The following is a 25,251-nucleotide window of genomic DNA, read 5'->3' on the forward strand; positions in this document are numbered from 1 at the left end:
TGCGCCGGCGTCTGCCCGGCGTTACGGCGCAGCACCGCGGCGAAGCGCTGCGCTAGGACGCCGGAAACAGGTCGCGGTGGAAGAAGTAGATTTCCTGCGCCAGGAACCGCCAGCTCGTGTGGAAGCTGCGGAAGCGCGTGCTCGGCGTGGACGAGGCCAGCGCATCGATGCCCAGTTCCCGGCACAGCCGCAGCGCGCGCGCCATGTGCAGCGGATCGCTGACGATGATCACGCGGTGCAGCTTGCGCTGATCCATCAGGCGCCGTGCCTCGATCAGGTTCTGCCGGGTGGTGCGTGAGGCCGTCTCGATCAGGATCGCGTCATCCGGTACGCCCTGTTTGAGCGCGTAGCGACGTGCCACCTGCGATTCGGAAAAGCGCGCGCCGGTGCCGCCGTAGCCACCGGTGAAGATCAGCAGCGGCGCATAGCCCTGCTGGTACAGATCCAGGCCGTGCCGAATGCGCTCTTCGAACACCGGTGAGGGCTTGGCGTCATACGCCGCCGCACCGAGCACGATGATCGCGTCGGCCTTCTGTGCCTGGTCGCGCTCGCCGATCCAGACAATCCACGCCGTGACCCCGAGCAGCCACACGGCCAGCACGATGCACAACCGCCACAGCCAGCCGAAGAACCCCACCCCGGTGCGCCGGCTCATGCCGCGCTCCATGGCAGGGCGTCCAGGTCGACGTTGCCGCCCGACAGCACCACACCGACACGTTTGCCGGCAAAGCGGGCCGGTTCGGCGAGGATCGCCGCCAGCGCGATCGCCGAGGACGGCTCGACCACCTGCTTGAGCACCTGCCAGATCAGCCGCATCGCGGCGATGGTGGCGTCATCGGCAACGGTGATCACCTGCGCCGCGCCGTGCAGCAGCGCGAAGTTCGGCATGCCCAGCGTGCCACGCAGGCCATCGCAGACGGTATCGGGGGTGAAATCGATGCGGCGCTCGCCGGCCGCCAGCGAGCGCGCCGTATCGGCCGCCCCCAGCGGTTCGGCCAGAACCAGCCCGGCCGCCGGGGCGACCGCCTGCAGCGCCAGCCGCGTGCCCGAGGCCAGGCCCCCGCCGCCCACCGGCACCACCATCATGTCCAGGCCCTCGCTGGCGTGCAGCAGCTCCAGCGCGGCCGTGCCCTGCCCGGCGATCACCTGGGCATCGGTGTAGGGATGCACCAGGGTCGCCCCGGTTTCGGCCTGGACCTGCGCGCACATCGCTTCGCGCGCGGCGATCGAGGCGTCGCAGCGCCACAGCGTGGCCCCGTGGCGACCGATGTTGGCCAGCTTGGCCGCCACGGCGCCCTCCGGCACGATCACATGGCAGGCGATGCCGCGGGTACGCGCGGCCAGCGCCAGGGCGGCGCCATGGTTGCCCGAGGAGTGGGTGACCACCCCGCGCCGGGCCTGGTCATCGTCCAGCGCCCAGACGGCATTGCACGCGCCGCGGAACTTGAAGGCGCCGCTGCGCTGCAGGTGTTCGGCCTTGAAGAAGATCGTGGCGCCGGTCATCGCATCCAGCGTGCGCGAGCGCAGCACCGGGGTCACGCAGGCGTGCGCGGCAATGCGCGCCGCCGCCGCCAGCACGTCGTCAACACAGGGCAAGGGTGAATCGCTCATGACGCAAGATTAACGTATGCCCCACGGCCACATGTGCCCTGATGAACGTGTCAGCATGGCAACCATTCATTCGGATCGGGCCGAGTTAAGGGCCGATTCAATGCCGTGGGCCGAAGCTGGCCCTACAGCCCTTTGGGGGGACCCATCATGAAAATGCGCCTTGTTCTTGCCGGTGGCCTGTTGTTGGCCCTGTCCGGCTGCGCGACGTACGACTATGTCGGCGGTGGCGGTGGCGGCAGTGGCTACTACCACGGCGCACCGTCGGTCGAGTACCGCTACCCGGCCGGCTATCCCTACGGCTACGGCAGCGGCTACTACGGCGGTGGCGGATATTACGGTTATGGCGGCGGCTATGGCGGTGGTTACGGCTACCCGGTGTATCGCCCCTATCCGAACTACCGTCCGCCGCACAATCATCGCCCGCCGCCGCGTCCCGGCAACGGCAATGGGGGTCATCCGACCCGTCCGCCGGATCGTCCGCGTCCGACCAACGGTGGCTCGCCGTGGCGCAACATGGATTCGGTGGGTGGCCCGCGCCGACCGCAGCAACAGCAGCAGCGCCCCTCGCGTCCGCCGCAGGCACGCCCGGCCCAGGCCCCGCGTCCGGCTGCGCCGAGGATGAACGGCTCCCCGTGGCGGAATCTCAACAATGCGAACCAACGCACAGTTGAGCCCTGAGATGGCTTGATTTTCACCCGCCCGGCGGTTCACTCTAGCCGGGCGGTGACTGCCACGGTCACAAAGTGTCAAAAGCGACAAGTGGCGTCACATTCGGCTCTATGTCGATATCCGCCAGGAACATCTGGATCCCCCCTGTTCCGGCCCTGTCGGATGTCGGCACCTTAAACGCAGAAGGCCCCGCTACTGGCGGGGCCTTCTGTATTTGGGCCACCCGGCGCGGCCGGGAACGGCAAAAAAAACAGGGCCGGCAGTCCCCCGACTGCCGGCCCCTCTGCTTCCCCACGATGCGCTTGGACCGGCCCCTGTTCCAATTCCGGTCCGTTGCGCACAAGGCGCATGCCATCCTGGGTGCTATTGGGTTATCTGCAGAAAACGTGCCAACTTGAGGGTTGATTTCATGGCCCCCGACGAATGGCGCTAAAATCGCCACCCGCGCCCTGTCGCCAGGGCTGATCCGGGCCGCCCGGCCCCGTCCCGAGCTCCTCCGCCATGACTGACTCCTTCTACCGCTACGACGTGATCGTCATCGGCGGCGGCCACGCCGGCACCGAGGCCGCGCTGGCGGCCGCGCGCAGCGGTGCGCGCACCCTGCTGCTGACCCACAACGTGGAAACGATCGGCGCGATGAGCTGCAACCCGGCCATCGGCGGGATCGGCAAGGGCCATCTGGTCAAGGAGATCGATGCCCTGGGCGGCGCGATGGCCCATGCCGCCGACCGCGCCGGCATCCAGTGGCGCACGCTCAACGCCTCCAAGGGCCCGGCCGTGCGCGCTACGCGCTGCCAGGCCGACCGCAATCTCTACCGCATGGCGATCCGTCAGATCGTCGAGGCCCAGCCCAACCTGACCGTGTTCCAGGCGGCGGTCGATGACCTGATCATCGAAGGCGACGCCGTGCGCGGTGCGATCACCCAGACCGGCCTGCGCTTCAGCGCGGCGGCCGTGGTGCTCACCGCCGGTACCTTCCTGGCCGGCAAGATCCACGTCGGTGAAACCCAGTACGCCGCCGGCCGCATGGGCGACCCGCCCGCGACCACGCTGGCCGCGCGCCTGCGCGAGCGCCCGTTCGTGATCGACCGCCTCAAGACCGGCACGCCGCCGCGCATCGATGGCCGCTCGCTGGACTACAGCCTGATGGAAGAACAACCCGGCGACGACCCGCGCCCGGTGATGTCCTTCCTGGGCAGCGTGGCCGAGCATCCGGCGCAGGTCAGCTGCTGGATCACCCACACCAGCGAGCGCACCCACGAGATCATCCGCAACGCGCTGCACCGTTCGCCGCTGTACAGCGGGCAGATCGAAGGCATCGGCCCGCGCTACTGCCCGTCCATCGAGGACAAGGTGGTGCGCTTCGCCGAGAAGGCCAGCCACCAGATCTTCGTCGAGCCCGAAGGGCTGGACGTGGTCGAGATCTACCCCAACGGCATCTCCACCTCGCTGCCCTTCGATGTGCAGCTGGACCTGGTGCGCAGCATGCGCGGCTTCGAGAACGCGCATATCACCCGGCCGGGCTACGCGATCGAGTACGACTTCTTCGATCCGCGCGGGCTGAAGAACACGCTGGAGACCAAGACCGTCAGCGGCCTGTTCTTCGCCGGCCAGATCAACGGCACCACCGGCTATGAAGAGGCCGCCGCGCAGGGCCTGCTGGCCGGCCTCAACGCCGCCCGCTTCACCCGCGACGACGCCGGCTGGTGCCCGCGCCGCGACGAGGCGTATCTGGGCGTGCTGGTCGACGACCTGATCACCCACGGCACCAATGAGCCGTACCGCATGTTCACCAGCCGCGCCGAGTACCGGCTGCAGCTGCGCGAAGACAATGCCGACGTGCGCCTGACCGGCCTCGGCCGCGAACTCGGCCTGGTCGATGACCGTCGCTGGAGCGCGTTCCAGACCAAGCAGGACGCCGTGGCACGGGAAACCGCGCGCCTGCGTGCACTGTGGGCGACGCCGGGCAATGCGCTCGGCCGCGAAGTGGAGGCCACCCTGGGCGTGGCGGTCAGCCGCGAAACCAACGTGCTGGACCTGATCAAGCGCCCCGAACTGGACTACGCCACGCTGATGCAGGTGCCGTCGCTGGGCCCGGCCGTGGCCGATGCCAAGGTCGCCGAACAGGTCGAGATCGGGGTGAAGTACGCCGGTTACCTGGACCGCCAGCGCGATGAGATCGCGCGCCAGCAGCGCCACGAGAATACCGCCATCGCCGCGGAGTTCGATTACGCCGGCGTGCGCGGCCTCTCGGCCGAGGTGCAGCAGAAACTCGAACGGGTGCGGCCGCAGACCATCGGCCAGGCCCAGCGCATCCCCGGCATGACGCCGGCGGCGATCTCGCTGCTGCTGGTGCACCTGGAACGCGCGCGTCGCAGCAGAGTCGCGTAACAACAGCGCCCGGTATCATGACCCCGCGCCCAGCAGGGCGCGTCCTTGCCTGGAGTCCGCATGTCCCCGATCCGCCCCTTCCTCGACAAACTGCCCGTGCTCGGCGAACGCGTCTACATCGACCCGGCCTGCACGATCATCGGTGACGTGGTGCTGGGCGATGACGTCTCGGTGTGGCCGGGCACGGTGATCCGCGGCGATGTGAACCACGTGCGGATCGGCGCGCGCAGCAACATCCAGGACGGCACCATCATCCATGTCAGCCACCACAGCCCGTTCAACAAGGGCGGCTACCCGACCCTGATCGGTGAAGGCGTGACGGTCGGCCACGGCACCATCATCCATGCCTGCACCATCGGCGATTACTGCCTGATCGGCATGGGTGCCTGCATCCTCGATGGCGCCAAGGTGGGCACGCACGGTTTCCTCGGCGCGGGCGCGGTGCTCGGCCCCGGCAAGGTGGTCAGCGAAGGCGAGCTGTGGCTGGGCAACCCGGCGCGGCTGGCGCGCAGGCTCAGCGACAAGGAGATCGAGTCGCTGCACTACTCGGCCGATCACTATGTGCGCCTGAAGGATCAGTACCGCGGTTGATTGCGGTAAAGTCCTCAGCCGACCAGGAAGCAGTCGAGACCCGCATGCCCCCGCTGGCAGACCGGAGAGGAATCCGGCGTCCCCTGTGGCCTTCCGTACGATCCAGCGTGACGTGCCGCCGATGAGCGCGCCCATGCTGGACACCTACCGGGAGGTCATCACCCCCGAAGGCGTGCCCCTGCACCTGCCCGTGGCCGGTCCGTTGCCGCGCGCGCTGGCCTGGGCGATCGACTTCGTGATCCGCATCGGCGCGCTGATGATCCTGAGCATTCCGCTGGCCTTCCTCGGGGGCTTCGGCCAAGGCCTCTACCTGGGCCTGATGTTCCTCTTGCTGTGGGCCTATACCATCGTCCAGGAAGCGTGCTGGGGCCGCACCCTGGGCAAACGCGCCATGGGCCTGCGCGTGGTCGCGCGCGATGGCGGACCGATCGGCTGGATGAGCGCGATCACCCGCAACCTGCTGCGCACCGTGGACATGCTGCCGTTCGGCTACGCGCTCGGCCTGCTGTCGAGTCTGTTCGATGCGCATGGCCGCCGCCTCGGCGATCTGGTCGCCGGCACCGTGGTGATCCACCAGGGTGCGCCGCCGCTGGGCGGCAGCGTGCCGGTCGGCAGCGTGCTGGTGCCACCGCACCCTTTGCAGCCGGCCGAGCAGGCGGCCGTGGTCGCCTTCGCCGAGCGCGCGCCGCGGCTGTCGACCCCGCGCCAGCAGGAGCTGGCCGATATCGCCGCACCGCTCACCGGAAGCCGCGGCCAGGTCGGGGTGCTGCGCCTGTATGCGATGGCCAACTGGCTGTTGGGACGCCGATGAGACAGGAACAGTTCGTCGCCCGCTACCAGGCCGAATGGCAGGCGCTGGAGCAGTGGCTGACCCAGCGCGGCGAGCATCCACGGCAGGCACGTCGGCACGCCGCCCACGAGGGCCTGGACGACGGTGATTTCCCGCAGCGCTACCGCCGCCTGTGCCAGCAGCTGGCGCTGGCGCGCCGACGCGGTTACAGCCCGCAGCTGGTCGCGCGGTTGCAGCAGTTGATGCAGCAGGGCCACACCCTGCTCTACCGCACGCCGCGACCGCAGTGGCAGCGCGCGCTCGCCTTCCTGTTCGCCGATTTCCCGCAGCTGGTGCGCAGCCAGGCGCGCAGCATGTGGGTGGCCGCAGCATTGTTCGTGGTGCCGCTGGTGGGCAGTTTCGCGCTGGTGCTGTGGCGCCCGGAGCTGATCCACCTGCTGCTGGACAACGCGCGCATCGCCGAATTCGAGCGCATGTACGATCCGGCCTCGCCGAACCTGGGCCGCGACAGCGGCACCAACTGGACCATGTTCGGCTACTACATCATGAACAACATCAGCATCGGCCTGCGCACGTTCGCCTTCGGGTTGATCGCCGGCGTCGGCACGGTGCTGGTGATGCTGTTCAACGGTGTCGGCATCGGCTCGGTCGCCGGCCATCTGCAGCACATCGGCCACGGCGATCCGTTCTGGCGCTTCGTGGCCGGCCATGGCGCGTTCGAGCTGACCGCGATCGTGATCGCCGGCGGCGCCGGCCTGCAGCTGGGCATGAAACTGCTTGCCCCCGGGCGGCGGCGGCGCATCGATGCGCTGGTCGAGGGCGGCGTGATCGGAGCCAAGCTGTGCGTGGGCGTCGCGGCGATGCTGCTGATCGCCGCCTTCATCGAAGCCTTCTGGTCCTCGATCGCGGCGATCCCGGCATGGGGGAAATACAGCGTGGCCGCGGTGCTGTGGACCACGGTGTTCGTCTGGTTGTGGCGCGGTGGACGCGGGGCGGCCGATGCAGATTGATCGGCTCAACGTCGTGCTGCGGGCACGCTCGGGCTGGGAGGCCATGGAGCTGGGCATGGCCCTGGTGCGCCGCCATGCGGCCGCAGTCTGGGCGCCTTGGCTGGCCGTGTCGCTGCCGGTGTTCGTGCTGCTCAACGCCGTGGCGTGGTGGACCGACAGCTTCGGCTGGGCCTGGCTGGCGATGTGGTGGCTCAAGCCGCTGTTCGAGCGCATCGCGCTGTACGTGATCTCGCGCGGGGTGTTCGGCGATGCGTCGACGACCCGGCAGACCCTGCGCGCGCAGCGCTCCTGGGGCTGGCAGGGCTTCTGGGGTTATCTCGGCTGGCGACGCCTGAGCCCGCTGCGCTCGGTGCTGCTCCCGGTCAATCTGCTGGAAGGTGCTGATCCGGCGCATCGGCGCCAGCGGCGCCGTGCGATCGCCGGGGGCGCACTGGGGCATGCGCTGCTGCTCACGCTGGTGTGCATGGTGTTCGAGATCGTGCTGGTGGCCGGCGGCATCGCCGCGGTATTCCTGTTCATTCCGGTGGACCTGTTGTCCGATTCCTGGCGCGCGGCGTGGGAGCTGGCCAAGCAGGACATGCCGGCGTGGATGCAGCTGGGCGTGAACCTGCTGTTCTGGGGCGCGGCCACGGTGATCGGTCCGTTCTACGCCGGCGCGGGCTTCGGGCTGTACCTGGACCGGCGTACGCAGATGGAGGCGTGGGATCTGGAGATCGCCTTCCGGCGCCTTAGCGTACGGCTGCAGCAGGCGGCGCCGTTGCTGATGTTGGCCCTGGTGCTGATCTGGCCGGGCGCGGCGCTGCACGCCCAGCAGGGGCCGCCGTCGAACGCCAAAGGCGCGGTGGCGGCACCGGCCGATGACACGCCGTCGCTAGAGGACGGCCTGGCGCCCGCCTCCGATGCGGCCGACGCCGCTGACGAAGACGGCGAAGAAGTAGCCGAAGAAGACGATCCACCGCTGACCTACGACAACGATCCGGACAACACACCGGTCGGCATCTTCGGCGGCGATGCGGTGGATACGGCCGGCTTCCGCCAGGCCGTGCAGCGCGCGTACGAAGACCCGCTGCAGAGCCCGATCCGCGAGGTGACCGAGTGGAAGCGCACGGACACCGACGCAGCCGATGTCGAGAAGGCCAAGCGCGAGGCCGCAACCAAGGGCACCTCTCAACGCGGTGCCAAGGGTCCGTTGTTGCCGGCACAGATCGCCGAGTGGACGCTGTGGGCGGTCGTGGGGTTGCTGGTGGTGCTGCTGCTGGCCACCGCGCCGCGCTGGCTGCCGTGGCTGCGCGGCTCTGGCCAGCGCCGTCGCGCAACGGCGACGGCGGTCGTGGAAGACGCGATCCGGATACCGGACGTGGCACCGCCCGATCCCGCCGCACGTGCGCGTGCGCTGTGGCAGGAGGGACGCCCCCGCCAGGCGCTGGCGCTGTTGTATCGCGCCAGTGTGGACACCATGAGCGAACGCGCGCAGGTCAGCCTGCCGCCGGGGGCCACCGAAGCGCAGTGCCTGCGCGCTTCGCGACGGATGCCGGTCGAGGCCGACCGCAGTCTGTTCGCACGCATCGTGCGGGTCTGGCAGTACGCCGCCTATGCGGGCCAGTTGCCGACCGATGACGACTTCGACTCGCTGGCCTCCACGCTGCAGGCCCAGTTCGGGTGGCGCGCATGAGCGCCCGCCTGCGCTGGCTGCTGGTTGGCCTCGTGCTGCTGGTGATCGCGGTGCCGCTGGCGATCCTGTTCCTGCGCACGCACGAGCGGGTGACCGAGGTGGAACGCCTGCCCCCGCAGGGCGAAGCGAGCTACAACCCGCTGTATGTGCTCGGCCAGGCGCTGCGTGCGGACGGCCTCACGGTGCAGTCGCGGCCGCGCCTGGACCTGACCCGGATGCCGTTGGCGCCGGGCGATACCGTCGTGCTGCTGCAGGACAGTGCGGAGGTCCCCGCGCCCGCGGTGGCCGCCCTGATGGCCTGGGTGGCACGCGGCGGGCATCTGATCGTGCGCACGCCACCGATCGGCAAGGACGACGCGCGCAACGGGCCGCTGCTGGACGCGCTCGGCGTGGACAGCGAAGGCCATGAAAGCGACTGCCAGCCGTTCCACGTGCGCGATGACCCGCAGCATGTCGAGTTCTGCGATGGACGCCGCTTCGCGGTCACGCCGCCCACTGGCATCACGCTCGAGCGGGGCTGGGGAGATGAGGAAAGCCGGGTCTTCGCCCGCCTGCGCCACGGCCATGGCCGCATCGATGTGCTGGCCGACATGGCCTTCATGCACGGCAAGGGCCGGCCCAACCCGACGGTCCCCCCGAATGCTGCCAACGCGATCGTCGATGGCCTGCACGACAAGGCGCACCGCGATCTGACCCGCTACGTGCTGGCGCCGAACCATGGCAAGGGCACGATGTGGCTGGTCTACGCCTCCCGTCCGCCCTCGCTGTGGAACCGCGTGTTCTACCTCGGTTGGCCGGTGTGGGCGCCGTTGCTGCTGGCCCTGCTCGGCTGGCTGTGGCAGCGTGCGCAGCGGCTGGGCAGCGAACTGCCTTCGCCGCCGGCCGAACGCCGCTCCCTGCTGGAACACATCCGCGCCAGCGGCGAGCACCTGTTGCGCTTCGGCAAAGCGCCGCTGTTGTACGACGCGGTCCGCCGTGCCTTCCTGGCTCGCCTGCGACGGCGCTCACCGGCGGCCGCCGCGCTGGCCGGCGAGGCCCAGGTGCACGCCATCGCCACCCTGCTGCAGTGGTCGCACGCACGCGTGCAGACCGCCTTGACCCCACCCGCTGCCCACGACGTCGCCGGCCTGCGCGACCGCATCCGCCTGCTGATCCAGATGAGAAACCTGCTATGACCGAGCCGACGCTTCCGCCGCCGCTGTCCCCTCCTGCCGTGACCGCGCCGCCGTCGCCGTCGCCGTTGTCCGAGCGCGTCGATGCCGTGCGCGACGCCGTCGGCCGCGCTTTCATCGGCCAGCCCGAGGTGCTCGACCAGATCCTGATCGCCCTGCTGGCCGGTGGCCATGTGCTGATCGAAGGCGTGCCCGGGCTGGGCAAGACCCTGCTCGTGCGTGCCCTCGCCCAGGCGCTGGAGCTGGACTATGGTCGCGTGCAGTTCACCCCGGACCTGATGCCCAGCGATGTCAGCGGCCATGCGGTGTACGACCCGAAGACCGAGAGCTTCAAGATCCGTCGCGGCCCGGTGTTCACCAACCTGCTGCTCGCCGATGAAATCAACCGCGCCCCGGCCAAGACCCAGTCGGCCCTGCTGGAAGTGATGCAGGAAGGCCAGGTCACCATCGAGGGCAAGGCGTTCGCGCTGACCCCGCCGTTCCTGACCCTGGCCACGCAGAACCCGGTCGAGCAGGAAGGCACCTACCCGCTGCCCGAAGCGCAGCTGGACCGCTTCCTGCTCAAGGTGCTGATCGATTACCCGACGCTGGACGACGAGAAGCGCATGGTCGATGCGATCACCACCGGCCGCAGCGCGGCCGACTTCGATCTCTCGCAGGTGCCACGCGTGCTGAGCGGGGCCGAGGTGGTCGCGCTGCAGCAGGCGACCGCGGCGATCACGGTCGATCCGGAAGTGATCGACTACGCGGTGCGTATCGTCGCCGCCACGCGGCAGTGGCCGGGTATCGCGCTCGGTGCCGGCCCGCGCGGCAGCATCGCGCTGGTGCGGGCGGCGCGTGCGCAGGCGGTGCTGTCCGGCCGTGATTTCGTCACCCCCGACGACGTGCGCGACATCGCCAAGCCGGCGTTGCGCCACCGCATCGCCTTGGCACCGGAACTCCAGATCGAAGGACAAAGCGCCGACGATGCACTGACCGCACTGCTGGCCAAGGTGGACGCACCACGCAAATGAGTGCGCGCGCCGTCCATCGCGGGCGACCGGCATGAGGCCGGGACCGCTGCTGCTGGCACTGCTGGCCGGCTGGGGCCTGCTCGGCGTGCCGGTGGTGCTCGGTACCTGGCCGCACGCGGTCTGGTGGGCGATCGGTGCCGGCGTGGGCCTGATCGCACTGGTGGACCTGCTGCGCCTGCGCCGCCAGCCCTCGCCCAGCGTGCACCGCGCGCTGCCGGAGTCGCTGGCGCTGAACGTCGAACGCGAGGCCACGCTGCGGCTGGAATCGAGCCGGCACCAGCGCGTGGAGGTGTTCGATCTGGTGCCGGGTGGCTGGGCCCTGCAGGGCCTGCCGCGTGCGCTGGCGCTCAAGCCGATGGTCAGCAGCAGCGTGGCGTATCGGCTGACGCCCACCGCGCGGGGACGCTTCGTGTTCGAGGGCGTGCACCTGCGCGTGCACAGCGCCTGGCGGCTGTGGCATCAGCGGCGGCAGCTGCCGCCGGCGATGACGGTGCGCGTGTACCCCAACTTCGCACCGCTGACCCGCTTTGCGTTGTTCAGTGCCGAACAGGCCTCGCGCCTGGTCGGTGCCCACCTCAAGCGCCGTCGCGGCGAAGGCACCGATTTCCACCAGATGCGCGAGTACCGCATCGGCGACAGCCTGCGCCAGATCGACTGGAAGGCGACCGCGCGGGCACGCAAGCTGATCTCACGCGAGTACCAGGACGAGAAGAACCAGCAGCTGGTGCTGATGATCGACACCGGCCGGCGCATGATGGCCAGCGAAGGCGGCCTGTCGCACTTCGATCATGTGCTCAATGCAGCGCTGGTGGTCTCCTACCTCGCGCTGCGCCAGGGCGACGGCGTGGGCCTGTTCGCCGCCGGTGGCGAAAGCCGCTGGGTCGCACCGAAACGCGGCATGGGCACCATCGATACCCTGCTGCGCGCCAGCTACGACCTGCAGGCGCAACCGGTCGCCACTGATTACCTCGCCGCGGCCACCGAGCTTTCGCTGCGGCAACGCCGGCGCTCGCTGGTGATGCTGGTCACCAACGTGCGCGATGAAGACATCGAAGACCTCCTCGCGGCCGTGCGCCTGCTGCAGCGCCAGCACCTGGTGTGCGTGGCCAGCCTGCGCGAGCGCGCGCTGGACGATGCGCTGGCCCAGCCGGTGGAGACCCTGCAGGACGCCACCCAGGCCGGTGCGATCGCCCGCTATCTGCAGCAGCGCAGCGACGCGCATGACGCGCTGCGCAGCCATCGGGTGATGGTGCTGGATGTCACCGCCGAGGCACTGCCCGGGGCGCTGGTGGAGCGCTATCTGGCGGTCAAGCGGGATGGGTTGTTGTAACCGTCAGAGATAGATACGCGTCGGCGCTTCGTCGATGATCGCGTGCGGAACGAAGCGGGCGCTGTCGCGGGTAATCCGGCTGTTGTCTTCGCGGATGCCCATGCCACAGGCCTGGTTGCCCACGATCCAACTGCCGATCAGCGGATAACCGCCATCGAACGCGGTGAGCGGATGCGCCGCCTGGCGGATCGCCGGGCCGGTGTACGGGCCTTCGCTTTCCTGCCAGCTGCCGTCGGCCAGGTGCATGGCCACGTTGGCGCCCTCGCGCGAGAACAAGGGCTTGCGCACCCAGCCGCGCGGCAGCTCACTGCCGTCGTCGAACTCGGCGGCGAGCAGGTTCGGGTGGCCACGGTGACGCTGCCACAGCAGCGGCAGCACGCCCTTGTTGCTGAGGATCGCCTTCCAGGCCGGTTCCAGCAGCTGCACGCCCGAGGCGGGCAGCGCCTGGCCGAACGACTCGGTCATCAGGTCTTCCAGCGGGTACAGCTTGAACAGGCTGCCGATCACGGTGTCGTCGAGCGCGGTAAAGCGCCCGTCCTCGGACAGGCCGATATCCTCGATCGCGATCGCTTCGCCACGCAGGCCGGCCTGGGCCGCACAGTCGCGCAGGTAGGCGACCGTGCCCTGGTCTTCTTCCGAGGCACCGACCGCGCTGAAATACAGCGGCGGCGGCAACTGCGCGGCCAGTTCGCCGAAGCGTTCGACCAGCGCCTCATGGATCGCGTTGAACTGGTCGGCATGCGGCGGCAACCGGTTCTGGTTGCGCTGGTCCTCCAGCCACTGCCACTGGAAGAACGAGGCCTCGAACAGCGAGGTGGGCGTGTCGTAATTCAGCTCGTACAGCTTGGCCGGGCCGCTGCCGTCGTAGGCGAAATCCAGCCGGCCGTACAGATGCGGCTCGCGGCGGCGCCAGCTGTCGGCGATCCAGTCGCGGAACTGCGGCGGGATCGCCAGCTGGTCCATCAACTGCTGGCTGCCCACCACCTCGTCCACCAGATCCATCGCCATCGCATGCAGCTCGGCGCTGGGATCTTCGATGTCCTGTTCGATCTGACGCAGGGTGAAGGCGTAGTACGCGGTTTCATCCCAGTACGGCAGGCCATCGATGGTGTGGAAACGGAACCCCGACTCTTCGGCCCGGGCGCGCCATTGGCTGCGCTCGGCGATACGCACGCGCTGCATCGATCAGCCGCCGACGCTGCTGCGGTTGCTGCTGGTGTTGCCGAAGCCACCGCGGCTGGCGGTGACCGCCCGGTTCGGGGTGGCATTGACCGGGGCCAGGCCGGCCTTGCCGGCGCCGATGCCGCTGGCGGTGTTCATGCCACCGGTCGACGGACCCGGGCGTGCCCAGCCCTTGGCCTTGTCCTGATAGGCCGGGCTCGCGGCCGGCTGCTGGGCCAGGCCTGCGCCGCCACGGTTGCTGAGCATCTGCGACATGAAGAAGCCCATCATCATCGGGCCGATGAACGAATGGCCGGTGGAGGTCTTCTGTTCCACGCACTGCTCGGCGTTGTACTCGGCTTCACAGGCTTCACGCGAGGCGTACTTGGGGGCGGCATCGGCGGACTGCTTCTGCGCGTCGGCAAAGGCCGTGCGACAGCTGGACGGATCGCCGGTGGCTTCGGTACAGGCCTGCACCGAGGTGTAGAGCCCTTCCTGCACCTGCACGGCCTCGTTCTTCTGGCAGGCGGTGAACAGCAGCGGCGCAGCGCTCATCAGCAGCAGCGCAGTGGTCCTGGAACGTTTCATGGCGTCATGCCCCCTAATACGGTTATCTCCCCAATCATGCCTGATCGGGGCGAACAACCAAAACCGGCAAAGTCCAAAACATGAACAGCGTTTCAGGATTCGATCGCGCGGCAGCGGCGAAGGTGGTTGCAAACGCAACCGGAATTTTTCGGCAGAATCGAGCTGAAACGCGCCCCCACGGCCCGCCAGATCCTGCCAGCCACCATGCCTGAATACCGCTCCCGCACCTCCACCGCCGGCCGCAACATGGCTGGCGCCCGCGCCCTGTGGCGCGCCACCGGGATGACCGATGGCGACTTCCACAAGCCGATCATCGCCGTCGCCAACTCGTTCACCCAGTTCGTGCCCGGCCACGTGCACCTCAAGGACCTGGGCCAGCTCGTGGCGCGCGAGATCGAGCAGGTCGGCGGCGTGGCGAAGGAGTTCAACACCATCGCGGTGGATGACGGTATCGCCATGGGCCACGACGGCATGCTGTATTCGCTGCCCAGCCGCGAGATCATCGCCGACTCGGTGGAGTACATGGTCAACGCGCACTGCGCCGATGCGCTGGTGTGCATCTCCAACTGCGACAAGATCACGCCCGGCATGCTGATGGCCGCGCTGCGCCTGAACATCCCGGTGGTATTCGTCTCCGGTGGACCGATGGAAGCCGGCAAGACGCGCCTGTCCGAGCACAAGCTGGACCTGGTCGATGCGATGGTGATCGCCGCGGATGAAAGCGCCAGCGATGAGAAGGTCGCCGAGTACGAGCGCAGCGCCTGCCCCACCTGTGGCTCGTGCTCGGGCATGTTCACCGCCAACTCGATGAACTGCCTGACCGAAGCCCTCGGCCTGTCGCTGCCCGGAAACGGCTCGACCCTGGCCACGCATGCCGACCGCGAGCAGCTGTTCCGCCGCGCCGGGCGACTGATCGTGGAGCTGTGCCACCGCTGGTACGGCGGTGAGGAGATCGGCGCCCTGCCGCGTGGCATCGCGACCCGCGAAGCGTTCGAGAACGCGATGACGCTGGACATCGCCATGGGCGGTTCCACCAACACCATCCTGCACCTGCTGGCGGCGGCGCAGGAGGCGGAAGTGGACTTCGACCTGCATGCCATCGATGCGCTGTCGCGCCGTGTGCCGCAGCTGTGCAAGGTCGCCCCGAATACCCCGAAGTACCACATGGAGGATGTGCATCGAGCTGGCGGTGTGTTCGGCATCCTCGGCGAACTCGCGCGCGGCGGGCTGCTGCATACCGACGTGCCGACCGTGCACAGCCGCACCCTGGCCGAGGCGATCGCGCGCTGGGATGTCGCGGTGAGCACCGATGAAACGGTGCACGACTTCTTCCGTGCCGGGCCCGCCGGCATCCCGTCCCAGGTCGCCTTCAGCCAGGCCACGCGCTGGCCGACGCTGGACGTGGACCGTGCCGAAGGCTGCATCCGCGCCGTGGCGCATGCCTATTCGGCCGAGGGCGGGTTGGCGGTGCTGCGCGGCAATCTGGCCGTCGATGGCTGCGTGGTGAAGACCGCCGGCGTCGATGAATCGATCCATGTGTTCGAAGGCAACGCGCGTGTGTTCGAGAGCCAGGACGCCGCCGTGGCCGGCATCCTCGCCGACACGGTGGTGGCCGGCGACGTGGTGGTGATCCGCTATGAAGGCCCGAAGGGCGGCCCGGGCATGCAGGAAATGCTGTACCCGACCAGCTATCTGAAATCCAAGGGCCTGGGCAAGCAATGCGCACTGCTCACCGACGGTCGTTTCTCCGGCGGCACTTCGGGCCTGTCGATCGGGCATGCCTCGCCGGAAGCGGCCTCGGGCGGCACCATCGGCCTGGTCCGCGACGGCGACTGCATCCGTATCGACATTCCCGCACGGCGCATCGATCTGCTGCTGGATGACGCCACGCTGGCCGCACGCCGCGCCGAGCAGGATGCACTGGGCTGGAAGCCGCGCGAGGCCCGCCCGCGCAAGGTCACCGGCGCGCTGAAGGCCTACGCGTTGCTGGCCACCAGTGCCGACAAGGGTGCGGTGCGGGACCTGGCGAAGCTGGAAGAGTAGGTCCACGCCATGCGTGGATGCGTGCAGTTTCAGGCACATCGGAGCGCAGCCACGCATGGCGTGGCGCTACCGTTGTGAACGCCACGACCACGTGGCTGTCTGATGCACCCCTACCCGATCACCCGCTTGAACGGCGGCAGTGAATCGATGATCCGCTTGCCGTAGCGGCGGGTCAGCAGCCGCGAGTCGAGGATGATCACGCGGCCGGTATCGGTGGAGGTGCGGATCAACCGGCCGGAGAACTGGGTCAGCGTACGCAGGGCGTGCGGGATCGCGATCAGGTTGAAGGCGTTCAGGCCGCGGCTTTCGAACCACTCGCTCAGGGTGGAGGTCTGCGGGTCGGTCGGGACCGCGAACGGCACCTGGGTGATCACCACCGTGGTGCAGGCTTCGCCCGGCAGATCGAGGCCTTCGCCGAACGAATTGAGCCCGAACAGCACCGAGCCCTCGCCGGCCGAGGTACGCCGCAGGTGCTCGTCGATCATCTTCTGCTTGGCGGTTTCGCCCTGCACCAGCACCTGCTTGCGCTGCGCGGCCGGCATCAGCTCGGCCACCTTTTCCATCTTCCAGCGCGAAGTGAACAGCACGATGCTGCCCTTGTCCCAGTCCAGTTCCTTGACCAGGTACTTGGCGATTTCCTTGGGGTGACCTTCCTTGTCATCCGGGGTGACCGGGAACGCCGGCACGATCAGCTGCGCTTGGTTGGGCAGATCGAACGGCGACGCCAGCGAGACCATCTCGGCCTCGGCCGGAATGCCGTTGTCGATCGCCAGCGCCTGGAAGTCCCCGCCGCCGGTGAGCGTGGCCGAGGTCATCACCACCGAATCCACTTCATCCCAGAGCAGCTTGCGCAGCACGTTCGCGGCCGAAACCGGCGAGCCATGCAGGACCAGGTCGCCATCGCGCGAGAGGGTGATCCAGCGCGCGGTCGGGGGCTGGCCGTCCTTGTCTTCGCGGCGCCAGCCGGTCCACAGGTTGTGCTGCTGCTCGATCATCTCCAGCGCCATGCCGAGGTTGCGCTGCAGGCGCTCGCGCGCGGCATCCTCGGGCTTGCCCTTGGCCACCTGGGTCAGCGCGGCGTGCGCCCAGTTGAACAGCGCGCGGGTATCGTCAGCGATGGCCTCGATATCCGGCATCCAGATTTCCGGCAGGCGACCGTTCGGGGCGCGCCACATCGGCTCCTGCGCGGACGGGTCCGGCCGCCAGCTGCGGTCGATCACATCGCGGAAGGCCTTGAGCTGCTTGCTGACCTTGGCGGCGGCCTCGATCGCCTCGTTGGGCAGCAGGTTGCCCAGCTTGTCCTTGTCCACCGCGCGGTAGGACGCGGCGATCAGCACCTGCAGGCGGCCGGTACGCTTGGCCATCTCGTCCAGCGCGAGGCTGGCCGCGCCCTGGTCGATAGCGACGTTGCCGATGTGATGGCCTTCGTCGAGGACCAGCAGCATTTCCGACGGCGGCGCGATCAGCGGCTGACCGTTGTCGCTCTCCCCGATCGACAGCGCCGACAACAGCAGCGCGTGATTGGTCACCACGATCTGCGCCTCGCGCACCGTGTTGCGCGAGCGCAGCACCGCACACTGCGCGGAGTAGGCGCACTTGCGCCCGGCGCAGCCCGAGGCCGGCGTGGTGATGCGCGAGCGCAGGGTGTTGCTGATCGTTTCCGGGGCGTTGTCCAGGTCACCGTTCCACCGGCCTTCGAGGAACGCCTTGCTCAGCGACTGCGCCAGGTCCATTTCAATCGGTGCCAGCGGGCGATCGAACAGCGGCTGCTCATCCTCGAACATGCCTTCCTGCGCGCCGTCGCCATGCGCTTCGGCGGCATTGCGGGTGCACAGGTAACGGGTGCGCCCCTTGGCCAGCGCCACGGTCGCTTCGATGCCGGTGGCCTTGAGGAAATTGGGGATGTCGCGCTCGACCAGCTGCGACTGCAGTGCCACGGTGCCGGTGCTGATCACCAGCTTCTTCTTGGTCGCCAGCGCGATCGGCACGCCGGCGGTCAGGTAGCCCAGCGACTTGCCGACGCCGGTCGGCGCTTCGACCACGCCGACGCCGCCACTGTGCGAGAGCGCACGCGACACCACGCCGATCATCTGGCTCTGCGAGCGCCGGGTGCTGAAGCCGGGCGTATTGGCCTGCAGCTTGGCGTAGGCGTCGCGGATGCCGGCCTTGAGCTCGTCGTTCAGGACGCGGGGGGCTTCAACTTTTTCGGTCACGCCGGGGGACTGCCTGACTGGATCACGGTCCCCATTTTCTCACGACCCGGGGGCCGTGACCGGCGCCATTTTCCGCGCCGGTTCATATCCGTGACGCGGCCCACGCGGAAGGTGTGGACCACGACAGGCGGCTGTACCCGCTCAGCGCGGCGGCAGCGGCGGCAGCGGTTGAACGGCGCGGCCGCGCAGCGCGCGGGTCATCGCCCAGACCAGCAGGACCAGCGCGAGCGCCTCAAACAGGTTGAGCGCGAAGTGGCCGACACCCAGCAGCGTCGACATCAGCTGCAGGTTCTCGTAGTTGCCCTGCTGCACCAGCCACATCGGCACCACGTTCAGTACCAGGCCTGCCAGGGTGGTCAGGGCCATCACGCCCAGGGCCCACAGGGCCACGCTGCGGATCGACCCGCGCGGGGTATCCACCACCCAGACCACGGCGATCGCCAGCGCGATCAGCACGGGCAGGCGTACGCCGACCATGCCCAGCATCGAGATCAGAAGGTCCATGTTCACCGGCTCAGTCCTCGCCGACCAGCGGCGCCAGTTGGGTTCGCAGCTCGGTGTAGACCGCATCGGTCTGCGGGCGCACCGCGTGCCACTGCAGGAAGCTCTCGGCGGCCTGTTCGACCAGCATGCCCAGGCCATCGACGATGTTGCGGCAGCCGGCCGAGCGCGCCCACGCGGTGAAGGCGATGGCCGCCTCGCCATAGTTGAGGTCTACTGCGGTGGTCATGCTGTTGACCAGCGACAACGGCAGCTTGAACTCCGCGGCGCGGTCGCGGCCGGCCGAGGTGGCGTTGATGATCAGCTCGAAATCGCCCAGTTCGCGGATGTCTTCCCAGTAGCGGGTGATCGCGCGGCCCGGCTCGCCCATCGCATCGATCAGCGCGTCGGCGCGTTCCGGCGTGCGGTTGACCACGACCAGCTCCAGGATGCCGGCATCGAGCAGGGCCGGGGCCACGCTGCGGGCCGAGCCGCCGGCACCGATCAGCAGGGTGCGGCGGCCGCGCAGGTCCAGTCCGTGGCGGTCGGTGAGGTCGCGGACCAGGCCGATACCATCGGTGGTGTCGCCGTGCCAGCGGTCGCCCTTGCGCAGCAGCGTGTTGACCGCACCGGCGCGGCGCGCGCGCGAAGTCAGCGTGGTGCACAGCGCGAAGGCGGCTTCCTTGTGCGGCGCGGTGATGTTGGCGCCCACGCCCCCCTCGGCCGCGAAGGCCTCCAGGGCCGCCAGGAACTCGGCCGGCGATGTCTCGATCGCGCGGTAATCCAGCGCCAGGCCTTCCTGCCGGCCGAACGTGGCATGGATGTGCGGCGACTGCGAATGCGCGATGGGCTGGCCGAATACGGCGTAACGGTCGGTCATGGGTCTCCTGCTCCGGGCCTAGAATGGAACGCAAACCCCAACGGACGCGATGATGCGCATTCCATTGTCTCTGCTCGCGCTGAGCGCCAGTTTACTCTGCACACCCGCCGCGATGGCGCTTTCCGAATTCGGCATCGAGGGCATGGGCGTGGTCTCGACCAAGGCCAATGAGGCCCAGGCCACGATCGCGCCGGACGGCCAGCGCATCGTCTGGGCCAGCGACCGCGCCGGGGGCAGCGGCGGCTGGGACCTGTGGGAGGCGGTGCTGCGCGATGGCCGCTGGCAGGACGCCGCCCCGCTCGCGCTCAACAGCGCCCGCGACGAACGCGATCCCTACTTCAGCCACGATGGCCGCTGGCTGTACTTCGCCTCCGACCGCAGCGGCGGCCAGGGTGGGTTCGATCTGTACCGCGCCCCGGTGGGCGCCGATGGCACCCTCGGCCCCGTCCAGGCCCTGCCAGCACCGCTCAACACCCGCGATGACGAACGTACGCCCGCGCTGCGCCCGGATGGACGCACCCTGCTGTTCTCACGCAATGGCAGGCAGACCCAGGGCGGCTTCGATCTGTATCTGGCGCCCGTGCAGGGCGAGGGCTTTGGCACCGCGCAGGCCCTGCCTGCTCCGCTCAATACCGCGGCCGACGAACTCGGTGCCGCCTGGCTGGACAATGAGGGCGCACTGGCCTTCACCCGCGCGACCGATGGGCATTCGCAGGTGTGGCGGGTGGGCTGCGATCACCGCGAGGCGGCGGAGCCGCTGACGCTGTCGTTCAATACCGCCGACGGCCAGACCGGCGCGCCGGTGGTGGACGCCTCGAAGCCGTCGGAAATGGTCCTGGCTGGCGTGGCACGCGCACCGCGTGCCGGCGGGCTGGATCTGTACCGGATCAAGACGCCGTCAGCGCCGCAGTGTCCGGGCTGCGGTTGATGTTGCGGGGCCGAAAGCAGCCACGCGTGGCGTGGCTCTACGTCTGGAGGCGGCGTCGCCCCGCGTCAATGGCCCTGCAGCAGCGCCGCGCGTTGCTGTTCGTACTGCGCTTCGCTGATCTCGCCGTGGTCCTTGCGCTGGTTCAACGCGGCCAGCTGCGCCTGCAACGTGGGCGACAGCTGAGCCTCACGGGCGATGCGGGCGGCGGCGGAGGGTTGCTCCGGTGCCTGCCGCGCGGCGCGGCGCACGCCACGGATCACCAGCCCGATGACCACGGCGAAGGCCAGTACACCGGCACTCCAGGTCACCCACTGTAGCCATCCCATCGTCTGCATCATCGTCGTCCTGTATCGGGGTGGGCGCGTATTGTCAGCGCTCGCGCAGCCAACGCGCCACCTGCGGGGCGAAATAGGTCAGCACGCCATCGGCGCCGGCACGCTTGAAGCCGATCAGCGACTCCATCACGCAGGCCCGCTCGTCCAGCCAGCCATTGGCGAAGGCGGCCTTCATCATCGCGTACTCGCCGCTGACCTGGTAGGCGAAAGTCGGCACGCCGAACTGCTGCTTCACCCGGCGCACGAGGTCCAGGTAGGGCATGCCGGGTTTGACCATCACCATGTCCGCCCCCTCTTCCAGGTCCAGCGCGATCTCGCGCATGGCCTCGTCACCGTTGGCCGGGTCCATCTGGTAGGTCTTCTTGTCCGCCTTGCCGAGGCCGGTCGAGCTGCCGACCGCATCGCGGAACGGACCGTAGAACGCCGAGGCGTACTTGGCCGAGTAGGCCATGATGCGCACGTTGACGTGGCCGGCGGCATCCAGCGCGCGGCGGATCGCACCGATGCGGCCGTCCATCATGTCCGAGGGCGAAATGATGTCCACGCCCGCCTCGGCATGCGACAACGACTGCTTCACCAGTGCCTCGACGGTGATGTCGTTGAGCACGTAGCCCTTGTCATCGATGATGCCGTCCTGGCCATGCGTGGTGTACGGATCCAGCGCGACGTCGGTCATCACGCCCAGTTCCGGGAAACGCGACTTCAGCGCGCGGATCGCACGCTGCGCGAGGCCGTTCCCGTCCCATGCCGCCGCCGCATCGAGCGACTTGCCGGCCGGATCGATCACCGGGAACAGGTCGACTACCGGAATGCCCAGTTCCAGCGCTTCTTCCGCCACCTTGAGCAGCTCGTCGATCGACAGCCGTTCCACGCCCGGCATCGAGGCCACCGCCGCGCGGCCGGCCAGTTCGTGCACGAACACCGGGTAGATCAGGTCGTCGGTGGTCAGCGTGTTCTCCCGCATCAGGCGGCGCGAGAACTCGTCGTGACGCATGCGGCGGGGGCGATAGTCGGGGTGTGCCATGAGGAACTCCGGAACGGAATGCAGGAAGGAGTGCAGGAACTACTGCAGCAGGTACTGCCGCGGTTGCAGCGGCTCGGGCAGCGGCTGGACGCCCAGGCTGTCGAGCAGGTCGATCTCGATGATGCGCACCATGGCATCCAGCGGCAGGTCGTTGGATTCCAGCCCGAAGGGTTCTTCCATCTCCTCGCCGAGCTGGTCCAGACCGAAGAACGCGTAGGCCAGTACGGCCGACACCACCGGCGTCGCCCAGCCCAGCGAACTGGCCAGGCCGAACGGCAGCAGCACGCAGAAGAGCCAGGCGCAGCGGTGCAGCAGCAAGGTGTAGGCGAACGGCAGCGGCGTGGTCAGGATGCGCTCGCAGCCGGCCTGGATGCTGGACAGCGCATGCAGGCGCGTTTCGAACTGGGTGTACAGGTAAGGATCCAGCTGCCCGGCACGCAGCGCCTGGGCCAGGTCGGTGGCGATCATGGCCAGCAGCTGATCCGGCGCATTGAGGCGCTGGCCGAACCGCGCACGGTCGGCCTCGGTCACCCACGGCAGCGCGGCCAGCGCCATGTCGCGACCGCGCAGGCGGGCGGCCAGCGCATGCGCGAAGCCGATGCACAGCCGGCACACGCGGTCGCGCGCGGCATCGTCGACCAGCAGGGCCTGGCACAGCCGGGCCAGGCTGCGCGATTCGTAGATCAGCTGGCCCCACAGCTTGCGGCCTTCCCACCAGCGCTCGAAACAGGCGTTGTTGCGGAAGCTGAGGAAGATCGACAGCACCAGGCCCAGCAGGGTGAACGGTGCCACCGAAACGCGCTCGATGCCCGGCGGATGCCAGAGCTCGGCCAGGGCGGCGACGGCGACCGACAACAGCAGGATCGCCACGACCTTCGGCGCCACCGCCGGAACGATGGAGCCGCGCAGGATGTAGAGCAGTTGCCAGCCGTGGGGACGAGGACGAATGATCATCGGTGCAGGGAGAGCGCCCGGAGGGGCGTGGACCGCCGGCGGAGCCGGATGCGGCAGCCGGTCATTCTACGCCGATGGTACCCGGCAGCCGTGAGCTGCGACGGTCGGTCGCACCCGGCGACGCAGACGCCCGCGGCTCAGATGATGCCGCCGCCCAGCCCCAGCCGGACGATGCCGACCACCACCACGATGCCGTTGAGCACCAGCCCGGTCCAGGCCCGGCCGCGCTTGCTGGCGTGGGTGAACAGGATGCCGATCGCGGCGATGACCGCGCCCACTGCGGCGAACGGGATCAGGAACCAGTTGCCCCACCCCAGCAGCGGGATCAGGGCCACAATCATCCAGAGCAGCGACACGATGCCCCACAACAGGCTGATCAATCCCATACCCGGCTCCTTGAGGTGAATGCGTGGCCCACCATAGCGGTTCCCGGCGCAGGCGCAAGCGCCGGCGAGACGCCGTTGGCGGGGGCCTCACCGGGCCGGTGCTAGGGTGCGCTGGCAGGGGTTGGGACCGATTCAGTCGCCAGCGCCGATCATCCCAGCCATCACACACAGGGGTAACGCCATGAACATCCGATGCGCTGCATTGCTGGGCCTGGCGCTGCTCAGCGCCGGCTGCGCCAGCACCTCCAAGGTCATGCTCGGCCAGGCGCGCGCGCCGGTCGATCCGGCCACGGTGCAGATCTATTCCACGCCGCCGGCCGGTTCGCAGGAAATCGCCCAGCTCGAATCGGCCAGCGCAGTCGGTTTCGGCACGCAGGGCCAGACCGATGCCGCCGTGATGCGGCTCAAGCGTGAGGCCGCCGCACTCGGCGCCAATGGCGTGATCCTGATGGGCGTGGGTTCCAGCGGGTCGCCGGTCGGCATGTCCGTCGGGGCCGGCAGCTACGGCTCGCACGTGGGCGGTGGCGTCGGCATCGGCATCCCGACCACGCAGAAGCGCGCGGCCGGTGTGGCCATCTGGGTCCCGAATCCGCCGCCGGCCCCGCGCCTGCCGACGCAGACGATCACGCCGACGCGGTAACGCAGGCCGGGGTAACGAGCGCCGCGGTAACGCAGATCGGGGTAACGCAAACCGCGGTAGGCCATGACCGTTGGTCGTGGCGCCCGGGCCAGCGAGCCGGAGCGGCTGCCAGCTCGCTGGCGTCATGCCGGAGTGCCGAGGTGGCACGCCTTACCTTGGCGGTCAGATGGGTGTCAGCGTCCGGCCAAACGTCATTCTCCGCACTGACTGACCGCTCTGCCCCGGTTACTGCAGCGGGTCAGGATAGAACGCGGCAATGATCGCCTTGGTTTCGCGCAGCACCCTCGCGTTGTCATGGACGCCGACGGTTCCGGCTGGCTGACCGTTGTGGTGGATCAGCGGCGAGGACCATAGGTTCTCCCGGTCACACACAGTGTCCTGGCACTCCTGCGCCATCACCGTCCTCCAACGCGGCGCGATGTGCATGCCGGCGCGGTATCCGTGCCCGTAGTCAAATTTCGGCGGGTCTAGGGTCACATTCTCGGTACTGTGATCTGCGCCGAGCAGATGCCCCATCTCATGCGCGAAGGTATGTTCTGAAACGACCCGGATGACATGCTCCGCATCGCCCTCCGGCTCTCCATCTGCATTGGTACCGCGCGGCGGTCTGGGTCGATCCGGCCGGATATCACGAACATCGTTGTTTTCATTGACTCGGAAGCGCCGCATGTCGCGCTTGATCAGCACATCGCCAATGAGTTCGTAGCGCATCTTTCCGAACCCGAACTCGGCGCTGAACCCGCGCGCAGATTCCCATATCTCCACTCTGGCGCCATGTACACCTGCCGCCGCAGCCGCTCCCTCCCGTTGGTGCACGGTCCCCGTCCATACGGAACCTGCCGGCTCCCGCATCTCCCGTTTCGGGCTGCCGCGCTCATCTGTTTCGTACAACCACTCGCCAGCTGATCGCGCGGAAGGATCGCGTGTATCCCGTATCAGCAGCAACGTCATATCGTAAAGATCGACGCTGATGTCCTGTGCCTGCAGCGCAGCCGGATTGAGGTGGACCCGGCGAACCCAGTCCACTTCGACGCCGCGGTGACGCTGGCGCTGCATGCCATCGACTTCGATGCCTGAAGTCGATATCTCAATAAAGGGCTCTGCCGCAGAAGCAGAAAGCATCGTCAGCACAAACAGCCCAACCCCGATGCCTGTACGCCAGACCGTCTTGGACGCCATGCGAATATCCTCCGCTGAAAACCCATCACTGGATCAGCCGCGCATGTGGTCGTGACGTCAGCCACTGCGCATGCCTGAGAAGAAGGTGCAGGGCCGAGACTAGCTCTGGGGGCAGAGCAAGGCGGTGTGGCGCATCACACTATCAATAGAACCATCAGCGGGCGTCGATTACATTGCCGACGCCTTAAAAA

Annotated in this window: 24 protein-coding genes; 12 read left to right on the forward strand and 12 right to left on the reverse strand. The window is 68.5% G+C overall.

What is annotated here, in order from left to right; translation table 11 throughout:
- Window positions 1-52 precede the first annotated feature (52 nt).
- Entirely contained in the window at window positions 53-667 is a 615-nt protein-coding gene (locus ABE424_RS15985) for an ElyC/SanA/YdcF family protein (RefSeq protein ID WP_176987890.1), read from the reverse strand.
- A complete protein-coding gene (locus ABE424_RS15990) occupies window positions 652-1,611 on the reverse strand; it encodes a pyridoxal-phosphate dependent enzyme (protein WP_346490576.1) in 960 nt (319 codons plus the stop codon). Before ABE424_RS15990 ends, ABE424_RS15985 begins: the two co-directional genes overlap by 16 nt.
- A 147-nt stretch (window positions 1,612-1,758) precedes the next feature.
- On the opposite strand from ABE424_RS15990, the gene ABE424_RS15995 reads away from it, so the two are divergent.
- From ABE424_RS15995 to ABE424_RS16035, 9 genes are all read left to right on the forward strand, one after another.
- Window positions 1,759-2,289, forward strand: a complete 531-nt coding sequence (locus ABE424_RS15995; RefSeq protein ID WP_346479047.1) for a hypothetical protein — start codon at window positions 1,759-1,761, stop codon at window positions 2,287-2,289.
- Between the two features lie 492 nt (window positions 2,290-2,781).
- Window positions 2,782-4,671, forward strand: a complete 1,890-nt coding sequence (gene mnmG / locus ABE424_RS16000) for a tRNA uridine-5-carboxymethylaminomethyl(34) synthesis enzyme MnmG (protein ID WP_346490575.1) — start codon at window positions 2,782-2,784, stop codon at window positions 4,669-4,671.
- Between the two features lie 60 nt (window positions 4,672-4,731).
- Window positions 4,732-5,262 (forward strand): gamma carbonic anhydrase family protein, encoded by a 531-nt coding sequence (locus tag ABE424_RS16005; RefSeq protein WP_346490574.1) that lies wholly within the window; start codon window positions 4,732-4,734, stop codon window positions 5,260-5,262.
- Window positions 5,263-5,383: 121 nt separating this feature from the next.
- Window positions 5,384-6,073: an RDD family protein gene (locus ABE424_RS16010; RefSeq protein WP_176987885.1), complete on the forward strand. Its 690-nt coding sequence runs from the start codon at window positions 5,384-5,386 to the stop codon at window positions 6,071-6,073.
- On the forward strand, window positions 6,070-7,062 hold the full coding sequence (locus ABE424_RS16015; RefSeq protein WP_346490573.1) for a stage II sporulation protein M: 993 nt from the start codon (window positions 6,070-6,072) through the stop codon (window positions 7,060-7,062). Before ABE424_RS16010 ends, ABE424_RS16015 begins: the two co-directional genes overlap by 4 nt.
- Window positions 7,052-8,734 (forward strand): DUF4129 domain-containing protein, encoded by a 1,683-nt coding sequence (locus ABE424_RS16020; protein WP_346490572.1) that lies wholly within the window; start codon window positions 7,052-7,054, stop codon window positions 8,732-8,734. Before ABE424_RS16015 ends, ABE424_RS16020 begins: the two co-directional genes overlap by 11 nt.
- Window positions 8,731-9,909 (forward strand): DUF4350 domain-containing protein, encoded by a 1,179-nt coding sequence (locus ABE424_RS16025; protein WP_346490571.1) that lies wholly within the window; start codon window positions 8,731-8,733, stop codon window positions 9,907-9,909. The genes ABE424_RS16020 and ABE424_RS16025 overlap by 4 nt, the downstream gene beginning before the upstream one ends.
- Window positions 9,906-10,919 carry a MoxR family ATPase gene (locus ABE424_RS16030; protein ID WP_257018680.1) on the forward strand — a complete coding sequence of 338 codons (1,014 nt, stop codon included), beginning with the start codon at window positions 9,906-9,908 and terminating at the stop codon, window positions 10,917-10,919. Before ABE424_RS16025 ends, ABE424_RS16030 begins: the two co-directional genes overlap by 4 nt.
- 31 nt (window positions 10,920-10,950) lie before the next feature.
- Complete coding sequence (locus ABE424_RS16035) at window positions 10,951-12,249, forward strand: DUF58 domain-containing protein (protein ID WP_346490570.1); 1,299 nt, start codon at window positions 10,951-10,953, stop codon at window positions 12,247-12,249.
- Between the two features lie 3 nt (window positions 12,250-12,252).
- Here ABE424_RS16035 and ABE424_RS16040 read toward each other — a convergent pair whose 3' ends face one another.
- On the reverse strand, window positions 12,253-13,431 hold the full coding sequence (locus ABE424_RS16040) for a glutathionylspermidine synthase family protein (protein WP_346490569.1): 1,179 nt from the start codon (window positions 13,429-13,431) through the stop codon (window positions 12,253-12,255).
- A gap of 3 nt (window positions 13,432-13,434) precedes the next feature.
- Window positions 13,435-13,998, reverse strand: a complete 564-nt coding sequence (locus ABE424_RS16045; RefSeq protein WP_346490568.1) for a DUF1190 domain-containing protein — start codon at window positions 13,996-13,998, stop codon at window positions 13,435-13,437.
- A gap of 204 nt (window positions 13,999-14,202) precedes the next feature.
- On the opposite strand from ABE424_RS16045, the gene ilvD reads away from it, so the two are divergent.
- Window positions 14,203-16,041, forward strand: a complete 1,839-nt coding sequence (gene ilvD, locus ABE424_RS16050) for a dihydroxy-acid dehydratase (protein WP_346490567.1) — start codon at window positions 14,203-14,205, stop codon at window positions 16,039-16,041.
- 110 nt (window positions 16,042-16,151) lie between these two features.
- Here the strand turns inward: ilvD and dinG are convergent, their stop codons facing one another.
- The 3 genes from dinG to aroE form a co-directional block, all read right to left on the reverse strand.
- Window positions 16,152-18,254 carry an ATP-dependent DNA helicase DinG gene (dinG, locus tag ABE424_RS16055; RefSeq protein WP_346490566.1) on the reverse strand — a complete coding sequence of 701 codons (2,103 nt, stop codon included), beginning with the start codon at window positions 18,252-18,254 and terminating at the stop codon, window positions 16,152-16,154.
- A 141-nt stretch (window positions 18,255-18,395) separates the two neighbouring features.
- Window positions 18,396-18,758: a hypothetical protein gene (locus tag ABE424_RS16060; RefSeq protein ID WP_346490565.1), complete on the reverse strand. Its 363-nt coding sequence runs from the start codon at window positions 18,756-18,758 to the stop codon at window positions 18,396-18,398.
- A gap of 10 nt (window positions 18,759-18,768) precedes the next feature.
- A complete protein-coding gene (gene aroE, locus ABE424_RS16065) occupies window positions 18,769-19,614 on the reverse strand; it encodes a shikimate dehydrogenase (protein WP_346490564.1) in 846 nt (281 codons plus the stop codon).
- A 52-nt stretch (window positions 19,615-19,666) separates the two neighbouring features.
- Here aroE and ABE424_RS16070 point away from each other — a divergent pair, with 52 nt between their 5' ends.
- Window positions 19,667-20,542: a TolB-like protein gene (locus ABE424_RS16070; protein ID WP_346490563.1), complete on the forward strand. Its 876-nt coding sequence runs from the start codon at window positions 19,667-19,669 to the stop codon at window positions 20,540-20,542.
- A 65-nt stretch (window positions 20,543-20,607) separates the two neighbouring features.
- Here the strand turns inward: ABE424_RS16070 and ABE424_RS16075 are convergent, their stop codons facing one another.
- From ABE424_RS16075 to ABE424_RS16090, 4 genes are all read right to left on the reverse strand, one after another.
- The gene (locus ABE424_RS16075; protein WP_346490562.1) at window positions 20,608-20,877 is read right to left on the reverse strand and encodes an SHOCT domain-containing protein; all 270 of its coding nucleotides are present in this window, start codon (window positions 20,875-20,877) and stop codon (window positions 20,608-20,610) included.
- A gap of 34 nt (window positions 20,878-20,911) precedes the next feature.
- Window positions 20,912-21,901 carry a porphobilinogen synthase gene (gene hemB / locus ABE424_RS16080; protein WP_346490561.1) on the reverse strand — a complete coding sequence of 330 codons (990 nt, stop codon included), beginning with the start codon at window positions 21,899-21,901 and terminating at the stop codon, window positions 20,912-20,914.
- A gap of 39 nt (window positions 21,902-21,940) precedes the next feature.
- Window positions 21,941-22,855, reverse strand: a complete 915-nt coding sequence (locus ABE424_RS16085; RefSeq protein WP_346490560.1) for a bestrophin family protein — start codon at window positions 22,853-22,855, stop codon at window positions 21,941-21,943.
- A 137-nt stretch (window positions 22,856-22,992) separates the two neighbouring features.
- Window positions 22,993-23,241 carry a hypothetical protein gene (locus tag ABE424_RS16090; protein WP_179459760.1) on the reverse strand — a complete coding sequence of 83 codons (249 nt, stop codon included), beginning with the start codon at window positions 23,239-23,241 and terminating at the stop codon, window positions 22,993-22,995.
- A 181-nt stretch (window positions 23,242-23,422) separates the two neighbouring features.
- Between ABE424_RS16090 and ABE424_RS16095 the strand changes: the two genes are divergently transcribed.
- Window positions 23,423-23,881 carry a hypothetical protein gene (locus ABE424_RS16095; protein ID WP_176987869.1) on the forward strand — a complete coding sequence of 153 codons (459 nt, stop codon included), beginning with the start codon at window positions 23,423-23,425 and terminating at the stop codon, window positions 23,879-23,881.
- 225 nt (window positions 23,882-24,106) lie between these two features.
- Here ABE424_RS16095 and ABE424_RS16100 read toward each other — a convergent pair whose 3' ends face one another.
- Window positions 24,107-25,060, reverse strand: coding sequence for a hypothetical protein (locus ABE424_RS16100; protein WP_346490559.1), 954 nt, complete (start codon window positions 25,058-25,060; stop codon window positions 24,107-24,109).
- Window positions 25,061-25,251: the final 191 nt, after the last annotated feature.

This window comes from Stenotrophomonas sp. TWI1149, assembly GCF_039673155.1.
Lineage (GTDB): Bacteria > Pseudomonadota > Gammaproteobacteria > Xanthomonadales > Xanthomonadaceae > Stenotrophomonas > Stenotrophomonas maltophilia_AA.